The sequence below is a fragment of the Streptococcus castoreus DSM 17536 genome (assembly GCF_000425025.1).
GTDB classification, from domain to species: Bacteria; Bacillota; Bacilli; order Lactobacillales; family Streptococcaceae; genus Streptococcus; species Streptococcus castoreus.
Map to the genome: position 1 here is coordinate 157388 of NZ_KE384294.1, position 15666 is coordinate 173053.

The 15666-nt window shown below is 38.1% G+C and carries 17 protein-coding genes; 3 read left to right on the forward strand and 14 right to left on the reverse strand.

What is annotated here, in order from left to right; translation table 11 throughout:
- Window positions 1–66 precede the first annotated feature (66 nt).
- Both H346_RS0108770 and ccpA read right to left on the reverse strand, forming a co-directional pair.
- Window positions 67–1530 carry an alpha-amylase gene (locus tag H346_RS0108770; RefSeq protein ID WP_027970760.1) on the reverse strand — a complete coding sequence of 488 codons (1464 nt, stop codon included), beginning with the start codon at window positions 1528–1530 and terminating at the stop codon, window positions 67–69.
- Between the two features lie 144 nt (window positions 1531–1674).
- Window positions 1675–2679 carry a catabolite control protein A gene (gene ccpA / locus H346_RS0108775; RefSeq protein ID WP_027970761.1) on the reverse strand — a complete coding sequence of 335 codons (1005 nt, stop codon included), beginning with the start codon at window positions 2677–2679 and terminating at the stop codon, window positions 1675–1677.
- 173 nt (window positions 2680–2852) lie between these two features.
- Between ccpA and H346_RS0108780 the strand changes: the two genes are divergently transcribed.
- Window positions 2853–3938, forward strand: a complete 1086-nt coding sequence (locus H346_RS0108780; RefSeq protein ID WP_027970762.1) for a M24 family metallopeptidase — start codon at window positions 2853–2855, stop codon at window positions 3936–3938.
- Between the two features lie 323 nt (window positions 3939–4261).
- On the forward strand, window positions 4262–5188 hold the full coding sequence (locus tag H346_RS0108785; protein WP_027970763.1) for a glycosyltransferase family 2 protein: 927 nt from the start codon (window positions 4262–4264) through the stop codon (window positions 5186–5188).
- A gap of 324 nt (window positions 5189–5512) precedes the next feature.
- Here the strand turns inward: H346_RS0108785 and smpB are convergent, their stop codons facing one another.
- The 7 genes from smpB to mutM all read right to left on the reverse strand — a co-directional run bounded on the left by smpB (window position 5513) and on the right by mutM (window position 11684).
- Window positions 5513–5980, reverse strand: coding sequence for an SsrA-binding protein SmpB (gene smpB / locus H346_RS0108790; RefSeq protein ID WP_027970764.1), 468 nt, complete (start codon window positions 5978–5980; stop codon window positions 5513–5515).
- Between the two features lie 14 nt (window positions 5981–5994).
- A complete protein-coding gene (rnr, locus tag H346_RS0108795) occupies window positions 5995–8298 on the reverse strand; it encodes a ribonuclease R (RefSeq protein ID WP_027970765.1) in 2304 nt (767 codons plus the stop codon).
- Window positions 8299–8387: 89 nt separating this feature from the next.
- On the reverse strand, window positions 8388–8624 hold the full coding sequence (gene secG, locus H346_RS0108800) for a preprotein translocase subunit SecG (protein WP_027970766.1): 237 nt from the start codon (window positions 8622–8624) through the stop codon (window positions 8388–8390).
- 45 nt (window positions 8625–8669) lie between these two features.
- Window positions 8670–8816 (reverse strand): 50S ribosomal protein L33, encoded by a 147-nt coding sequence (gene rpmG, locus H346_RS10390; protein WP_083940777.1) that lies wholly within the window; start codon window positions 8814–8816, stop codon window positions 8670–8672.
- Window positions 8813–10030, reverse strand: coding sequence for a multidrug efflux MFS transporter (locus tag H346_RS0108805; RefSeq protein ID WP_482255536.1), 1218 nt, complete (start codon window positions 10028–10030; stop codon window positions 8813–8815). Before H346_RS0108805 ends, rpmG begins: the two co-directional genes overlap by 4 nt.
- A gap of 233 nt (window positions 10031–10263) precedes the next feature.
- On the reverse strand, window positions 10264–10866 hold the full coding sequence (gene coaE, locus H346_RS0108810; protein WP_037562920.1) for a dephospho-CoA kinase: 603 nt from the start codon (window positions 10864–10866) through the stop codon (window positions 10264–10266).
- Entirely contained in the window at window positions 10863–11684 is an 822-nt protein-coding gene (gene mutM / locus H346_RS0108815; RefSeq protein WP_027970769.1) for a DNA-formamidopyrimidine glycosylase, read from the reverse strand. Before mutM ends, coaE begins: the two co-directional genes overlap by 4 nt.
- 268 nt (window positions 11685–11952) lie before the next feature.
- On the opposite strand from mutM, the gene H346_RS10970 reads away from it, so the two are divergent.
- A complete protein-coding gene (locus H346_RS10970) occupies window positions 11953–12075 on the forward strand; it encodes a hypothetical protein (protein WP_279614482.1) in 123 nt (40 codons plus the stop codon).
- 249 nt (window positions 12076–12324) lie between these two features.
- On the opposite strand, the gene H346_RS0108820 is transcribed toward H346_RS10970, so the two are convergent.
- The 5 genes from H346_RS0108820 to H346_RS0108840 all read right to left on the reverse strand — a co-directional run bounded on the left by H346_RS0108820 (window position 12325) and on the right by H346_RS0108840 (window position 15666).
- On the reverse strand, window positions 12325–12801 hold the full coding sequence (locus tag H346_RS0108820; protein ID WP_027970770.1) for an NUDIX hydrolase: 477 nt from the start codon (window positions 12799–12801) through the stop codon (window positions 12325–12327).
- Window positions 12802–12996: 195 nt separating this feature from the next.
- On the reverse strand, window positions 12997–13893 hold the full coding sequence (gene era, locus H346_RS0108825) for a GTPase Era (RefSeq protein WP_027970771.1): 897 nt from the start codon (window positions 13891–13893) through the stop codon (window positions 12997–12999).
- Between the two features lie 121 nt (window positions 13894–14014).
- A complete protein-coding gene (locus H346_RS0108830) occupies window positions 14015–14422 on the reverse strand; it encodes a diacylglycerol kinase family protein (RefSeq protein WP_027970772.1) in 408 nt (135 codons plus the stop codon).
- Complete coding sequence (ybeY, locus tag H346_RS0108835; RefSeq protein ID WP_037562922.1) at window positions 14406–14900, reverse strand: rRNA maturation RNase YbeY; 495 nt, start codon at window positions 14898–14900, stop codon at window positions 14406–14408. The genes H346_RS0108830 and ybeY overlap by 17 nt, the downstream gene beginning before the upstream one ends.
- 190 nt (window positions 14901–15090) lie before the next feature.
- Window positions 15091–15666: a uracil-DNA glycosylase family protein gene (locus H346_RS0108840; protein ID WP_027970774.1), complete on the reverse strand. Its 576-nt coding sequence runs from the start codon at window positions 15664–15666 to the stop codon at window positions 15091–15093.

Consider the following 15666-nt stretch of genomic DNA (forward strand, 5'->3'; position numbering starts at 1 on the left):
TAGCTTATTTTACAGTATTTTTCACTAAGATAAGAAAAAATCAGTTCTAGGACTGATTTTAAAGGTTTAAAACACAATTCCTTCTGGAATCCATGCTGAAATAGAAGCAGCCTCTACTTTGACATCCAACCAACCATCTTCTGTCACCGTCACTTTTTCTAAGCAATGTCCAAGGTAGTCCACAAAAGTTTGTCCTGCAAACGCTTTTCCAACTTCCACATGTTTCCACCCCTCATCTCCATTTGATAAGATAACTGCAAGAGGATAAGGATGCTCCTCATCTCCTAAGCACATCCAAGCAATACAGTTGGCATGATCAAAATAATCAACTTGCTTACCATAAACCGTATGCTTTCTAAGCAATGCCATTTTATCAAGAACATCTTTGAAGCTTTCTTGTGCAAAATCACCGAAAATGCCATAATAATCCCCATAAAAAAGACAGGGATTCCCTTCTTGCCTTAACAGAATAAGACCATAAGCCAAGGGTTTGAACCACTCTTCAACAGTTGATTCCAGAGCTTGCCCTCGCTGTGTATCATGATTTTCAACAAAGGTCACTGCAAAATCGGGCTTAATCGCCACTAAACTCCCCTCAAAAATACTAGTTAGGTCAAAATCACGACCTTGGTGACTGGCATTGAAAAAATTCATGTGAAGCCCAACATCAACCAAAGCAAATTGTTCATTCGTCGCTTCTAAATAAGCCTCCATAGACTCCTGATCAGATTTCCAATATTCTCCAAAAACAACCAAGTCTGACTTGATCTTAGTGCGAATATCATTGACAAAAGTTTGAATAAAATAAGAATCAATATGCTTAACCGCATCTAAGCGGAAACCTTCAATACCTGTTGTTTCAATAAACCATTTTGCCCAGTCGTTCAAATGCCGAATAACTTCTGGATGCTTAAAATCTAAATCATTATACATCAAATAATCAAAATTACCATTTTCATCATCAATCAAGTCATTATCAGCCCATCCTTTATTGTCACCTGTAATCATGTAAATACCGGTTTCATTGTGCTTGGCATCATAATCAAGACCGGTAAAATGATACCAATGCCACTTAAAATCATTGTAACAACCGTTTCTCCCAGGAAAGTCAAACCCCGTCCAACCTTCAATATCATAAGGTTCTGTTAGAGCTTCCTGACGATTTTTAGGATTCATCTTGATAACAGAAAAACGCTCTTTATGATCTCCATTCGCCTTATGATTAAGAACAATATCCGCTAGAGGCTTAATACCCACCTCTTTTAAAGCCGCAATAAGGTCTAGGTAATCTTGCTTGCTTCCATATTTTGTGATCACCGTACCATTCTGATCAAATTCACCCAAGTCAAATAAATCGTAGATACCATAGCCGACATCATTGACCCCTGTTCCTTTAAAAGCAGGGGGAAGCCATACCTGACTGACCCCTAATTCTTGTAATTGAAAAATACGATCCTTTAATGTCTTCCAGTGATTACCATCTGCAGGAAGATACCATTCAAAGGCTTGCATTATTAGCTGATTTGTCATTACTTTTCTCCTAAAAGAGGCTGAGAGAAAATCTCCCAAGCCTCTACTTATTTTTTAGCATAACAAGACATTCTAACCATTTCAAACGACTAGCCGTAACTACATAAACTATCTAGGCATCTTTTTTTAGAAAATTATAAGGTGTTATTGCTTAGTTGTCCCACGTCTTTTGATACCGTGGTTCAAAAGAATTTCTTTTTCTTCCAATTCTTCCTTATTCATGATTTTAGTCAACATACGCATGCTCACAGCCCCCAAATCATAGATCGGTTGACTGATTGAACTCAAGTTTGGACGTGTATATTGAACCACCGGTGAATCATTGCTCGTGATAATTTCAAAGTCTTCTGGCACACGTTTGCCAGCTTCAAATAAACCATTTAAAAGTCCGGCTGCCAACTCATCTTCTGCAACGTAAGCTGCCGTTGCTCCTGAATTGATAACACGTTGTGCCAACTCAAATCCTTCTTTATAAGAATAATTCGCTTCAAAAACAAGCCCCTCTTTGAAATCAAGCTCGTTGCTCTTCAAGCCTTCCTTATAACCAACCAAACGCACCTTACCATTGATGTCATCAATGAGTGGTCCTGAAACAAAAGCAATACTCTTATGGGTCTCAGCCAAAATATCAACAACATTTGATACCGCTGCTTTATAGTCAATGTTAACACTCGGTAATTGATGCTCTAGATCCACTGTACCTGCCAAAACAATTGGTGTGCGTGATCGTGAAAATTCAGCACGAATTTTTTCAGTTAAGTGATGCCCCATAAAAATAATGCCATCAACCTGTTTGGCAAAGAGGGTATTGACAACGTTTACCTCCTTGTCATCATCCTCATCACTAGAGGCAAGGACAATATTATATTTGTACATCGCTGCAATATCATCAATCCCTTTTGCTAAGATGGAAAAATAACTATTTGCAATATTAGGGATAACAACACCAACAGTCGTTGTTTTTTTGCTAGCAAGACCACGAGCAACAGCATTGGGACGATAATCTAGGCGATCAATGACTTCTAAAACTTTCTTACGCGTGTTTTCCTTAACGTTTTTGTTGCCATTAACCACACGACTGACAGTCGCCATAGAAACACCAGCTTCACGAGCAACATCATAAATCGTGATAGTATCATCTGTATTCATTCTTTATCTTCCTTTCTATTTGAAAATTACGCTTTCAAAAAATATTTTAGCATGATTTGTAACCACTTTCAAGTATTAACGGGTGATTTTTGAAAAAGTTTTCAAAAGTTGGCTCAAAGCTTGATTTTTTAAGCATTTTTTGGAAAAATAGTAGGCAGAAAGAAGGTTTTACCATGACAAAATTAGACCAAATACGTTTGTATCTTGACCAAAAGGGAGCTGAGTTGGCTATTTTTTCAGATCCCGTTACAATCAATTACCTAACAGGTTTTTTCTGTGATCCTCATGAAAGACAGCTTTTCTTATTTGTCTACCATGACTTGACTCCGGTTCTTTTTGTACCAGCTCTAGAAGTGGCAAGAGCTAGCCAAGTAGTTGACTTTCCAGTTTTTGGCTATGTTGACTCTGAAAATCCTTGGAAAAAAATCAAAACCATTTTACCAAATACCGCCGCTAAAACCATTTATGCTGAATTCGATCACTTAAATGTCAGCAAATTCCAAGGCTTACAAAGTGTCTTTTCAGGACAATTTAACAATTTAACACCTTATGTCCAAGAGATGCGTCTCATTAAATCAGCTGATGAAATTGACAAAATGAAAATCGCAGGACAATTCGCTGACAAGGCAGTCCGGGTTGGTTTTGACAATATCTCACTAAAAGTTACGGAAACAGACATCATTGCCCAAATTGAATTTGAAATGAAAAAACAAGGCATTAATAAAATGAGTTTTGACACCATGGTCCTAACAGGTACTAATGCTGCCAATCCGCATGGTATTCCCGGTACCAATAAAATTGAAAATAATGCCCTACTTCTCTTTGATTTAGGGGTTGAAACCTTGGGCTACACCAGTGATATGACAAGAACTGTCGCTGTTGGAAAACCAGACCCATTCAAAATGGATATTTATAACCTTTGTTTAGAAGCACAGCAAACAGCTCTTGATGTTATCAAGCCAGGCATTACCGCAGCTCAAGTTGATGATGCCGCTCGCCAAGTCATCGAAAAAGCAGGCTACGGTGACTATTTCAACCACCGTTTAGGACACGGTATCGGCATGGATGTGCATGAATTTCCATCTATCATGGCTGGCAATGACTTGATTCTTGAAGAAGGCATGTGCTTCTCTGTTGAACCTGGTATTTACATCCCAGGCAAGGTCGGTGTCCGTATCGAAGACTGTGGTCACGTCACTAAAGACGGTTTTGAAGTCTTTACCCATACGCCAAAAGAATTGCTTTATTTTGAAGGGTAACTTGTCACAATAACTGAAATTACTCTTTCCTAAATGGACCGCTCCCTCGAGATAAAAAATCTAACAATTGGTGAACTTAGTACAATATCGTTGACACAAAACCAAGTGAAAACGAGGAAATTATTATGCCAAGAAAAGTATCTGATAAAACGTTCAAACTATCTGCTGTTAAATTTGCGAAAACCTCGCCAAGAGGTTATTTCATTTTTCAAATAAACCCACCGTTTTGCAGCACTGTGCCTCAGAGGTAACTAACTTTTTCGTTTCCATTAAATAGTGAATTGTGTTACAATTTGCCAAAGACCCGTTTGAAAGAGAAGCCTATGACACTACTATCTGTAATTGTTCCTTGTTTCAATGAGGAAAAAAACATCCTTCCTTATTTCGAAGAAATGCGTCAACTTGAAGTCTCTATGACAAGCCAACTAGCATTTGAATACCTTTTTATTGATGATGGTTCCAAGGATCGAACATTGCCTATTTTACGTGACTTGGCTACTCGTTTCCCAAATGTTCACTACCTGTCTTTTTCACGCCATTTTGGCAAAGAAGCTGGCTTATTGGCAGGCTTAGAAGAGGCAAAAGGCAATTACATCACTGTTATGGATGTGGATTTGCAAGATCCGCCTGAGCTGCTACCTCTGATGTACACCAAATTGAATGATGGCTATGATGTGGTGGCAACCAGACGTCAAAACCGTCAAGGAGAACCTATTCTTCGCTCTATTTTTTCAAGATTGTTTTATGCCCTTGTTAAGCGGGTGTCTGATACGGAAATGGTAGATGGTGTGCGTGATTATCGATTGATGACCAGACAGGTGGTCGATAGTATTCTCGAACTAGGGGAAGTTAATCGTTTTTCAAAAGGCATTTTTTCTTGGGTCGGTTATCGCGTAGCCTATATAAGCTTTGATAATCGCAAACGTCAACATGGAAAAAGTAGTTGGAATTTTTGGAGCCTTTTCAACTATTCTTTGGATGGTTTTATCAATTTTTCTGAAATGCCTCTAACTATCGCTACTTGGACGGGAACCCTTAGCTTTTTAGTTTCAATTCTTGCTATCTTTTTTATCGTGATTCGAAAATTACTCTTTGGAGATCCTGTCTCTGGCTGGGCAAGCACCGTCTCCATTATTCTCTTTATGGGGGGAATTCAACTTTTCTGCATGGGGATTATCGGAAAATACATTTCAAAAATCTTCCTCGAAACCAAAAAAAGACCCGTTTATATTATCAAAGAAAAACAATAACAATCTAAAAAGGAGTGGGAAAACCCTACTCCTTTTTAGATTTCTATAGACCAAGTCACTACTAATTGATGCCTTTAGCATCACTAAGCCTAAAATAACTTGGGAATCCTAATAACGTTTAACGGTTTAAAGAAAAAAAATACACAGCTGTTGCTTTATCAAGTATTTCATCCTAATCGCTTCACCTTTCTCAATATGCCAATGACAAAGATGCCATTCATAGGCTTGTTCTATCCCTTTCTTAGTGAGCAACCTTAGATATCTCAACAAACGCAAAATCATCTCGTCCTGTTTTCTAAATGACTTACAAGAGATAAGACAATACTAGCGGTGATTAATGCTTTTCATTACCCGTTTAATATCTCGATCCTGCTCACGTCGCTTAAGGGACTCACGCTTATCATAATCGTGTTTCCCTTTGGCAAGTCCAATCAAAACCTTAGCAAAGCCATCCTTGAGATATACTTTCAAAGGGACTAAAGTCATCCCAGTTCCTTTAAGTTCATTAGCCAGATGCTGAATCTCACGTTTTTTGAGCAATAACTTACGCGTGCGCTCAGGATCGGTGTTCCAAATATTTCCCTGTTCAAAGGAAGCAATATGAACGTTGACCAACCAAGCTTCATTGTTTTTAATTTGAGCAAAACCATCTTTGAGTTGAATACGAGCTGCTCGAACGCTTTTGATTTCTGTCCCGGTTAACACAAGTCCGGCTTCAACCGTTTCGACGATATGATAGTCATGTCTAGCTTTTTTATTCTGTGCTAGTAAGTTACCTTCGCCTTTTGCCATGCTTAACTCCTTTTTTAATTTTTCTTTTTGCCTGTTCCCTTATAGAAAGGCTTTTTTGATTTTCGTTTAGGTTGGCATTTTGAATGAGTGGTTTCACTCTTACCCTTTGATGTGAAGTTAGCAGTCGGTTTCGCTTTTTGATGATAATTGACCTTATCACCTTTTGCCATTTTTTCAATCACATCATAGTCACTTGGTAAATATTCAAAATCAATGTCGCCAGTTTCCTTATCAGCCTTAATCAATTTGACACGGATAGACTGACCAACCTTAAAGACCTTACCTGATTTTTCCCCTTGCAGAGTCAAATTCCGCTCATTGTAATGGCAATACTCAGGGAAATTGGTAACGTGAATCAGCCCTTCAATGGTGTTTGGTAATGCCACAAACAGACCAAACTTCACCACGCTCGTCACAATACCATCAAAACTTTCTCCGACATATTCTGCCATGTATTCCGCTTTCTTCATGGCTTCTACGACCCGCTCAGCATCAATGGCGCAACGTTCTAATTGCGAAGAAGAAGTTGCTAATTCTGGGATTATGCAAGCAAAATGGTCTATTTTTTCCTGACTTGGCTTTTGATACTCACGAATCATGCGATGGACCAATAAATCTGGGTAACGACGAATGGGACTCGTAAAGTGGGTATAATCACTTGCTGCTAGACCATAATGCCCATGATTATGTTCAGAATATCGTGCCTGCTGCATGGAACGTAAAAGCATCATATTGAGCACTTCTGCGCCTGGTTGCCCTTGCACTTTTGCCATAAAGATTTGAAGAGCCTCTTGGGAAATCTTATTTGCAGTTCCTTGAATTTGAATGCCAAAGACATTCGCATAATCAATGAATTTTTGTAATTTTTCTGCCTTGGGTTCTTCGTGAATGCGATAAATAAAAGGCAACTTGGCTTTTGAAAAATGTTCAGCGACACACTCATTTGCGGCTAACATAAAGGACTCAATCATCCGCTCTGCAATGCCACGCTGACGAAGGACAATATCTACTGGCATGCCTTTATCATTAACCACAATCTTTGCTTCTTGCGTGTCAAAATTTAGGGCACCACGTTTCACGCGCATATTTTCCAAAATCCGATGCAACTCAACCATGAGCTTAACATCGGCAGCAATTGGAGCAAACTGCTGAAGCGTTTCCTCGTCCTCTGAAATCATGTCATTAACCGCACTATAGGTCATTCTGAAAGTAGTATTTATCACTGATTGACAGATTTGATAATGAACCACATGCCCTTGATGGTCAATCTCCATAAGGGCTGACTGTGTCAATCGATCAACATTTGGATTTAAGGAACAAATGCCATTTGACAATCGCTCAGGCAACATAGGAACAACTCGGTCTGTAACATAAACCGAAGTTCCTCGTGCAACCGCTTCCTTATCTAGTGCTGATCCTTCCGTCACATAATATGACACATCTGCAATATGCACACCAAGTTCGTAGTTCCCATTGGCTAATGGTTTGATATGGATAGCGTCATCCAAATCTTTCGCATCTGCCCCATCAATAGTAAAGGTGGTTTCTTTACGTAGGTCAACACGACCCATCAAATCCTTATCACTTGGCACTTCAGGAATCCCATTTGCCTCAGCCAAAACTTCTTCTGGAAATTCTGAAACAATGTCCATAGATTCTAGGATTTCTAAGACATCAATTCCAACATCTCCTTGATGACCAACAATATCACGAACATTTCCTACGAAATAATCATGACCACGGGTTGGGTATTTTTCAATAGCCACTTTAATAATTTCAGTACCATCTAAAAGAACAGGTTCTTTTTTGATATAAATCTTCTGTTGGATTTTTTGATTTTTAGACTTAATATAGCCGGCATAGTTTGGCTTGTCATCAGCCAAAACAAATTTACCGACTGCTGTTTTTAGAGAATGCTCAACAATCCCCACAACACGTGCTTCTGCCGCAGTACCTTTAAGACGATCAGCTGGCTTTTTGATGACCACTTCAACCGTATCACCATCAATAGCATAGCCGACATCATTTCGACCAATAAACATATCGTCTTCGCTTTCATCGACAAATAAGAAACCAAAACCTGCTTTATTCGCACGAAAAACCCCTTGGACGGTTACTTCTTTCTTCTTTTTACGTTCTTTTCTAAGTGCTAAACTACCATCACTTGAAAAACGTAGCATCCCTTGACTTTCCATTTTCGAAATGGTCTTTATAAGACTAGGAAACTTTTTTGCCCCAGCCATCTCTAAAGCTGAGGCCAAGTCATTCACGTTTGATCTGCCCTGCTCTTTAAGATAAGCAATAATATTTTCTTTCATTTTACCTAATTTCTATTAAACTAAACTGTTTCTAGCCATCTATTTACTGATAAAAAAATGAGCTAGACTAACTCTGTCAAGCTCACTCCTTATTTACTTGATAAAACGGCAAGCACTAACGCAATTGCTAGCCAGAAAAATACTAGAACTGCTGTAAACCGTTGCATGAATGCTTCAAAACCACGAGCTTTTGTACGTTCAAACAAGGCTTCTGAACCGCTGCTATCAAAAACATTGCTACTTGGATTTTTTTGAGGTTGCATAAAGATAGCAATCACAAGCAATACCGATAATACTAGCAATACTGTCAGTAGTAAGTTGTACATGTTATTTCCTCCACTATTGTCTTGACCATTCTAACATAAATCATATCAAGATTCAACATGTAGGGTCACTTTTCTCTCTTTCGGGCAGTACTTAGGAACTTTGATTTTTTCCGGATGACTGCTTTTATTTTTACTGGTCAAATAATTCTTACTGCCACACTGGCTACATTCTAAATTAATTTTTACTCTCACACAATATCCTTAACCTTGATGTATTTTTTAAATAGAATCAAACTCCATACCAAATTAACAAAGACAATCAAACTAGTCACATAAAAAACCGAACGATACCCCAGAAAAACTGCCACATTGGAACCAATAAAAGGACCAATCACCTGACCAATATGACTAAACATTTGATTATAAGAAAATATTCTAGAAATCCCTTCTTTTGGAGTAATCTTTGTTAGCAAAGAATTAATACTCGGCATCAAAGCTCCTACCCCAAAACCATAGGCAAACCTTAATAATCCTAACTGGACACTGGTTTGAGCAAGAGCACTCATGAAATACATGACAAAACTATAAAACAAAGCCACCAGAAGCAAGCGATGATTCCCAAAGTGATCTCCTAGTTTCCCTAGATAAGAACTGCTCAATAAACTGGAGAAACCCATGGCTGAAACCACCAGACCTGAGACAAACATCAGATTCTCTGTTTGCCCAAGATGACGAATATACAAAGACAAAATAGGAGCCACCGATTGGGCAGAAATCTGAATAATCATACTAGTCACAAATAAACCAAGCATTATCTGACGGCTTTTGACCTGTTTTAAAATCACTTCTGTGGGAACCATTTGAGACTCTTGTATCGGTTCAAAGTCTTCTTTCACATAAAAAACAGTCATTAAAGAACAGATGAGTAAAATAACCCCCACCAACAGAAACACTTGACGGATACCTAAAAATTCAGCTAATACTCCGCCAATAAGGGGACCAATTAAAGCTCCTGCTGTCACTCCTGTTGCCAGTGTTCCTAAAGCATAACCTGATTTTTCTTGTGGAACTTGACTAGCAATCAGAGCAGTTGAATTGGGAACGTAACCAGCAAAAACTCCTGTTAATAATCTTAAAATTAGCAGCCAGAATACATTGGGAATAAATGCGAGTCCTCCCATGGTAAAGGTCATGACAAAACCTGCTCGTAACATCATCGGCTTTCGACCATAACGATCGGCTAATTTCCCCCAAACAGGAGCAAAGGCTGCCGAAGCTAGAGCAGTAATGGCAACTGACAAGCCTGCATACCATTCCACTAAGGTTTTTGGAGCTCCCAACTCCTCTACATAGAGGACCATGAAAGGCATGACAAGTGAAAAGCTTGCCCCAGTAAAAAAGTTACCGAGCCAAGCTACTTTTAGATTTTGTTGCCAGTTTACCGTTGTTATCGCTTTGTCACTAATAAGTCATCATCTTCTTTCCAACATACATACCTTTGATTATTGTACCACATTTCTATTAAAGAAAGCTAACAATATAGATAATCCTCACTAAAAATCAAGGCTTGAAAATAACACGAAACCATTACAATGCCTTTTCAAGTAAGGTTAGTTTGAGTTTAAGATTTTCCAATAGAACATTTCTAATATTCAAACTAAATACTATTTCATTAGAAATGACTCTCTATTTCTTTGTACTACTCCCCTTCTCGAACAAGACTACTCAAAGCCTGTTGAACATGTTCTTTTAGGCTTTCTAAATTACCATTATTATTAATTATCAAATGAGCATAAGACTTCTTTTCTATCATTGGTAACTGGCTGGCTGTACGCTGCTTGGCTTCTTTTAATGACAGTTGATCACGAGTCATTAAACGGCTTAATTGCTTTTTCTCATCAGTACAGACGAGCCAAATGGCATCAAACCAGTTTTGATAACCAAGTTCAATTAAAAGAGGAATATCCATAAAAAAGACAGAGTGACTTTTCGATACGCAGTCACGCCTGATCGCCAACTCTTCTTTAATAATCTGGTTTTGAACTTGAGAGGATTTTACCATATGATCAGGATTTGAAAAAATTAGATCCGACAATTTTTTCCTGTCTAAATCACCACTCGCCTTTAAAATCCCATGACCAAAAGTTTCTAGAAGAACATGGTATAACCTGCCCCCTTTTTCTTGTAAGTCACGGACAACTTGGTCAGCATCAATAACTTCATAACCAGCTTCTCGAATAAAACCGACCACTGTTGATTTTCCAGAAGCAATGCCTCCGGTGATTCCTATAATTTGAGTCATCTTTTTTGACACTTAGGACAAAAATGTGTCCCCCTTCCACCAACCTTTATTTTTTGAATAGGAGTCCCACAGCGAGGGCAAGGCTTTCCCGTCTGCCCATAAACTATCAAATAATGTTGCATAGTGCCATCGGCTCCCAAAACATTATGATAAGTGCGAACAGTAGACCCACCTTTGACAATAGCTAATTGTAAAATTCGAATGGTTTCATCATGCAGTCGCTTGATTTGAGCTTTACTTAAATCAGATGACCGACATTCTGGATGAACCTTAGCTGCCCACAACACTTCATCAACATAAATATTCCCAAGACCAGCCACTAAGGTCTGATCTAAAAGATATGGCTTAATCGTTTTTTGGGAACACTGTAGAGCCCTTTCAAAAGGAGCCAGTTTGAAATCTTTCTGTGTTGGTTCTGGACCAAGCTTCTTCTGACTGAAAAAAACATCTAATTGCGACTTAGAAACAAGATCAAAAGTTCCAAATTTGCGAACATCCTGATAAACCAAGGTTGATCCATCCTTTAAATCAAAGAAAACATGAAAATGTTTATTATGAGGCACGGTTTTTGGAAAAAGCAAATACTTACCTTCCATACGCAAATGCGAAATCATAACCCGTTGATCGAAATCAAAAAGCAAATATTTACCACGACGACCAACACCATATATTTCCTGATCAGCCAGTGCCAATGAAAAACGATCTGCTCCCGTTTTAATCATCTTTGGCACAGCAATCCTTACCGTGGCAATCCTCTTACCAACCACTAATTTTTCTAAACCACGACGAACAGTTTCGACTTCAGGTAATTCTGGCATTACAATAACCTATTAAAAGTGCCTAAATCCCAGAACCATCAAATGTTTAGCCTAAAATTAGTTTTCAGCTTGATGCCCCAAGACCTAGCACTCATCCTTTCTACTGGAATAATGACACTTTTATTCTTCATTTCGCTAAATATTGATACGATTTTGATTCATACATTCATAATGTTCTCATTAAGCTGTTAGACAAGAGACTACATTATACACTTACCTTATTATAACACGATTCCAAAAATGATGAGAACACTTAAGGCTAGTCTACATGACAGACACAAAAAACGGTTATTTCCGAATTATCGCACAGATGAAAACGGTTCATTTTACATTTTTCTCACTAGTCAAAAATCTAAAAACCATCGGTCGCTTTGAAATATCTGAACCTTAAAATGCAGAAAACGTTATTTTCTTGTTGAAAATCTTTCCTTTTACAATATAAGATAAATTATCATTAAAAATACCAAAAGACACTAGCAACAGTCGTTACCTTGATGACTGGTCTCGTCATAGCTTTTCTATAGTTAAACAGGAAATCTTTCTATTCAACCTAAAACCACTGTATCCACATTGAAAAGGATCCGATACAATAAACGACTAATCCCAACTTGCGATTGTTACCAACATGCCTTTTTATCTACTAGTGACCAATCGCAAAATCATCTTTAAAATATTCCTTTAACATCAAACGATGCTTAGCTGAAACAGACCCTCGTTCTAGGACCTCTCTTTGTGAAAAGAATTTCAATTTCAGCGTCTCTTCATTGTGAAAGTTAGCTATACTAACTTCAGAGATAGCCTTTACCTCATAAAGAAAAACGATGGTCTGAACAGCATCACCATTAGGATAAACTTCCTCAAAATTGGTGTAAACATTAAGTAAGCGAGTTGCTTCTACCTCAATTCCTGTTTCTTCTAAAAACTCACGCTTGCAAGTAGCCAGAGAAGATTCTCCTAATTCCATCGCCCCACCCGGAATAGCCCAAGTTTTTTTATCGCCACGCAACTGCATAAGCACTTTGCCATCATCATTTCTTAAAATACCGCCTGCAAAGTTTAAAATTACTTTATCATGTCCAACTTTTGAGCGTATGTAGGAAATATAATCTAATGTCATGTATGTCCTTTCAATTCAATCAGTGCCTATTTTCTTAATTAAAAAAGATTAATCCACTAAGAATTAACCTCTTGATTAAAAAGTCCCTATTTCTAACCGTCTGATTTAAAAATAAAGTAGAGAGCCTTCCATAGCTTCAACACTCTACCGATAAACTCGTCAGAAACCTTTCAAGAATTTTTAGTTTGCTCCCTCTTAATACTCTTTTGGGTTATAGCCAAAGTCAGCTAGATCAAGTTTTTTGTCACGCCAATTCTTTTTGACTTTAACCCACGTTTCAAGATAGACTTTATCTCCTAGCATAAGTTCAATATCACGTCGAGCCATCTTCCCAATTTTCTTAAGCATCGCCCCTTGTTTTCCGATAATAATCCCTTTTTGACTGTCACGTTCAACCATAATGGTTGCTCGGATGTGAACCTTGTCCGTTTCCGCATCGCGTTTCATTGATTCTACCACAACAGCTACCGAATGCGGAACTTCCTGTTGGGTAAGATGAAGCACTTTTTCACGAATCATTTCTGAGACTAGGAAACGCTCTGGGTGGTCTGTAATTTGATCTTCTGGGAAATACTGGAAGCCTTCTTCTAAATTATCCGTTAAGAGTGAAATGAGCGTTGATACATTGTTACCTTGAAGAGCTGAAATTGGAACAACCTCTTTAAAGTCCATTTGACTTCTAAAATCGTCAATTTGCTCTAAGAGTTGGTCCGGATGAACTTTGTCAATTTTATTGATGACCAAGATAACAGGAATTTTAGCAGCTTTAAGGCGTTCAATAATCATATCATCACCCTTACCACGTTTTTCGTCAGCAGGTACCATAAAAAGGACCGTTTCAACTTCACGAAGCGTGCTGTACGCTGATTCTACCATAAAATCACCTAAAGCTGTTTTAGGTTTATGAATCCCCGGCGTGTCAATAAAGACAATTTGTTCTGTTTCTGTGGTGTAAATACCCATAATTTTATTACGAGTGGTCTGCGCTTTATCGCTCATGATGGCAATCTTTTGCCCCATGACATAATTTAAAAATGTTGATTTTCCAACATTTGGGCGACCGAGAATGGCTACAAAGCCTGATTTAAACATAAGATATTGAGGGTAGCAAAATATCTCTTAGACCATCGTTTTAAACAACATTGGACACCTGGTCTAAGATTAGCTGTTCACCTGTATTAAGTTAAATACAAGAGACCCATTCCTTTCTTTTTTAGTGAAACAAGATATTCCAAATCTTTGGAATAAAAATAATCATACCTGTCAAAACAGCATAACCTGAAATCATTAGCACTGCACCAGCTGCCATATCTTTAGCATTTTTCGCCAACATAGAAAAGTGATAATCACTAGCCAAGTCGACCACATTCTCAATAGCTGAGTTGACAATTTCTAAAGTAATGACCAAAAAAATAGCGAGAAGTAAAAATAACCATTCCACCGCTGAAATGCTAAAAACCAAACCAGCTAAACATACCAAAATAGCCGAAAACAGGTGACTTCTTAAATTACGCTCTTCTTTAAAGGCCGTGAAAATACCTGTTAGGGCGAACTCTAAACTTGACGTAATGGTTCTATTTTTCCATTTCCGTTTGCTGGTGTTATTATCGTGTAAGACCATAAGCAGTTAAAATCTCTTCTTGTAATGTGAACATTTCTTTTTCTTCTTCAGAGGTATAGTGATCATAGCCGTTAATGTGTAAAAAGCCATGAACAACTAGAAAACCCATTTCACGCTCGAAAGAATGCCCATATTCTTGAGCTTGCTCATGCGCCTTGTCAATAGAAATAAACAACTCACCAATATAAGAATCAAATTCTGCCATCATATCAACTAAGCTAGGGTCTGTCTCCAAATCTTCCTGATTGAACAAGACGGGAGTCTCTGGTTTGTATTCTAAGGAAATCACATCTGTTGGACGATCAATACCACGATATTCTAAATTCAATTCATGACTTTTGTCATTAGTTACAAAGGTAACCGACATTTCTTTTTCTTCTTTGCCAGTTCTTTTAGCAGCAAAATTGAGCAAATCAAGCGTCTGATCCATAATCTCTTGCGAAACTTGTCCCGTTTCGTCAATCATCTCGATATACATAAAGTCAGTTATTAGGGAGGAAGTCAACGACATTTTCATGTGATTCAAATCAACTATTTTCTGTTAATACAAGAAAATCCCCTATCCTTTCAATAATCATTTGATAGTTTATTTATTCATTATACCATAAGCCCAATCAAAATGGGAATAACAGTCAAATCTAGATAGCTGCCACTTACCTTATTTAACGTTATTTCGTTAAAATCATAGCTACCCGTTGTTGCAAAACAGGCAATAACTCTTCTTCAAACCAAGGATTTTGGGTTAACCATAAGTGATTTCTTGGAGAAGGATGAACCAAAGGGAAATAATTGGGCAGATAATCTTTAAAATGTTGAACGGTCTGTGTCAAGTTACTATGGCAGGCTTTGCCAAGGTAAAATTCTTGAGCGTAACGACCAACTAAAATCGTCAATTCAACCTCTGGCATTACTTTTCTTAAGGGCTCGTGCCATTTAGCTGCAAACCCTTTCCTTGGAGGTAAATCACCTGACTTGCCCTTGCCTGGATAATAAAAATCCATCGGAATAATACCAAACAAGCCTGAGTGGTAAAAGGTCTCATTATCCACTCCTAACCAGTCTCGCAACCGAACACCGCTACGATCATTCCAATACAGTCTTGTTTCTTGTGCCACAATTCCTGGCGCCTGACCAACAATAATAATTCTGGCCGTTTTAGGAGCCGCAAATAATGGCTCAATTCCCTTTTTGGTGAACTTATCATTGTCATCATCAGCCATAATAGCTTTTTTTATCGTATCCAT

What these genes read in the sequence shown, in the direction of transcription:
- H346_RS0108830 (WP_027970772.1), bottom strand. Translation starts at nt 14,422, where the DNA reads ATGGTCTTACACGATAATAACACCAGCAAACGGAAATGGAAAAATAGA.
- rnr (WP_027970765.1), bottom strand. Translation starts at nt 8,298, where the DNA reads ATGAAAGAAAATATTATTGCTTATCTTAAAGAGCAGGGCAGATCAAAC.
- smpB (WP_027970764.1), bottom strand. Translation starts at nt 5,980, where the DNA reads ATGGCAAAAGGCGAAGGTAACTTACTAGCACAGAATAAAAAAGCTAGA.
- H346_RS0108780 (WP_027970762.1), top strand. Translation starts at nt 2,853, where the DNA reads ATGACAAAATTAGACCAAATACGTTTGTATCTTGACCAAAAGGGAGCT.
- coaE (WP_037562920.1), bottom strand. Translation starts at nt 10,866, where the DNA reads ATGACTCAAATTATAGGAATCACCGGAGGCATTGCTTCTGGAAAATCA.
- H346_RS0108785 (WP_027970763.1), top strand. Translation starts at nt 4,262, where the DNA reads ATGACACTACTATCTGTAATTGTTCCTTGTTTCAATGAGGAAAAAAAC.
- H346_RS0108770 (WP_027970760.1), bottom strand. Translation starts at nt 1,530, where the DNA reads ATGACAAATCAGCTAATAATGCAAGCCTTTGAATGGTATCTTCCTGCA.
- mutM (WP_027970769.1), bottom strand. Translation starts at nt 11,684, where the DNA reads ATGCCAGAATTACCTGAAGTCGAAACTGTTCGTCGTGGTTTAGAAAAA.
- H346_RS0108820 (WP_027970770.1), bottom strand. Translation starts at nt 12,801, where the DNA reads ATGACATTAGATTATATTTCCTACATACGCTCAAAAGTTGGACATGAT.
- secG (WP_027970766.1), bottom strand. Translation starts at nt 8,624, where the DNA reads ATGTACAACTTACTACTGACAGTATTGCTAGTATTATCGGTATTGCTT.
- H346_RS10970 (WP_279614482.1), top strand. Translation starts at nt 11,953, where the DNA reads ATGACAGACACAAAAAACGGTTATTTCCGAATTATCGCACAGATGAAA.
- ccpA (WP_027970761.1), bottom strand. Translation starts at nt 2,679, where the DNA reads ATGAATACAGATGATACTATCACGATTTATGATGTTGCTCGTGAAGCT.
- era (WP_027970771.1), bottom strand. Translation starts at nt 13,893, where the DNA reads ATGTTTAAATCAGGCTTTGTAGCCATTCTCGGTCGCCCAAATGTTGGA.
- H346_RS0108840 (WP_027970774.1), bottom strand. Translation starts at nt 15,666, where the DNA reads ATGGATACGATAAAAAAAGCTATTATGGCTGATGATGACAATGATAAG.
- ybeY (WP_037562922.1), bottom strand. Translation starts at nt 14,900, where the DNA reads ATGTATATCGAGATGATTGACGAAACGGGACAAGTTTCGCAAGAGATT.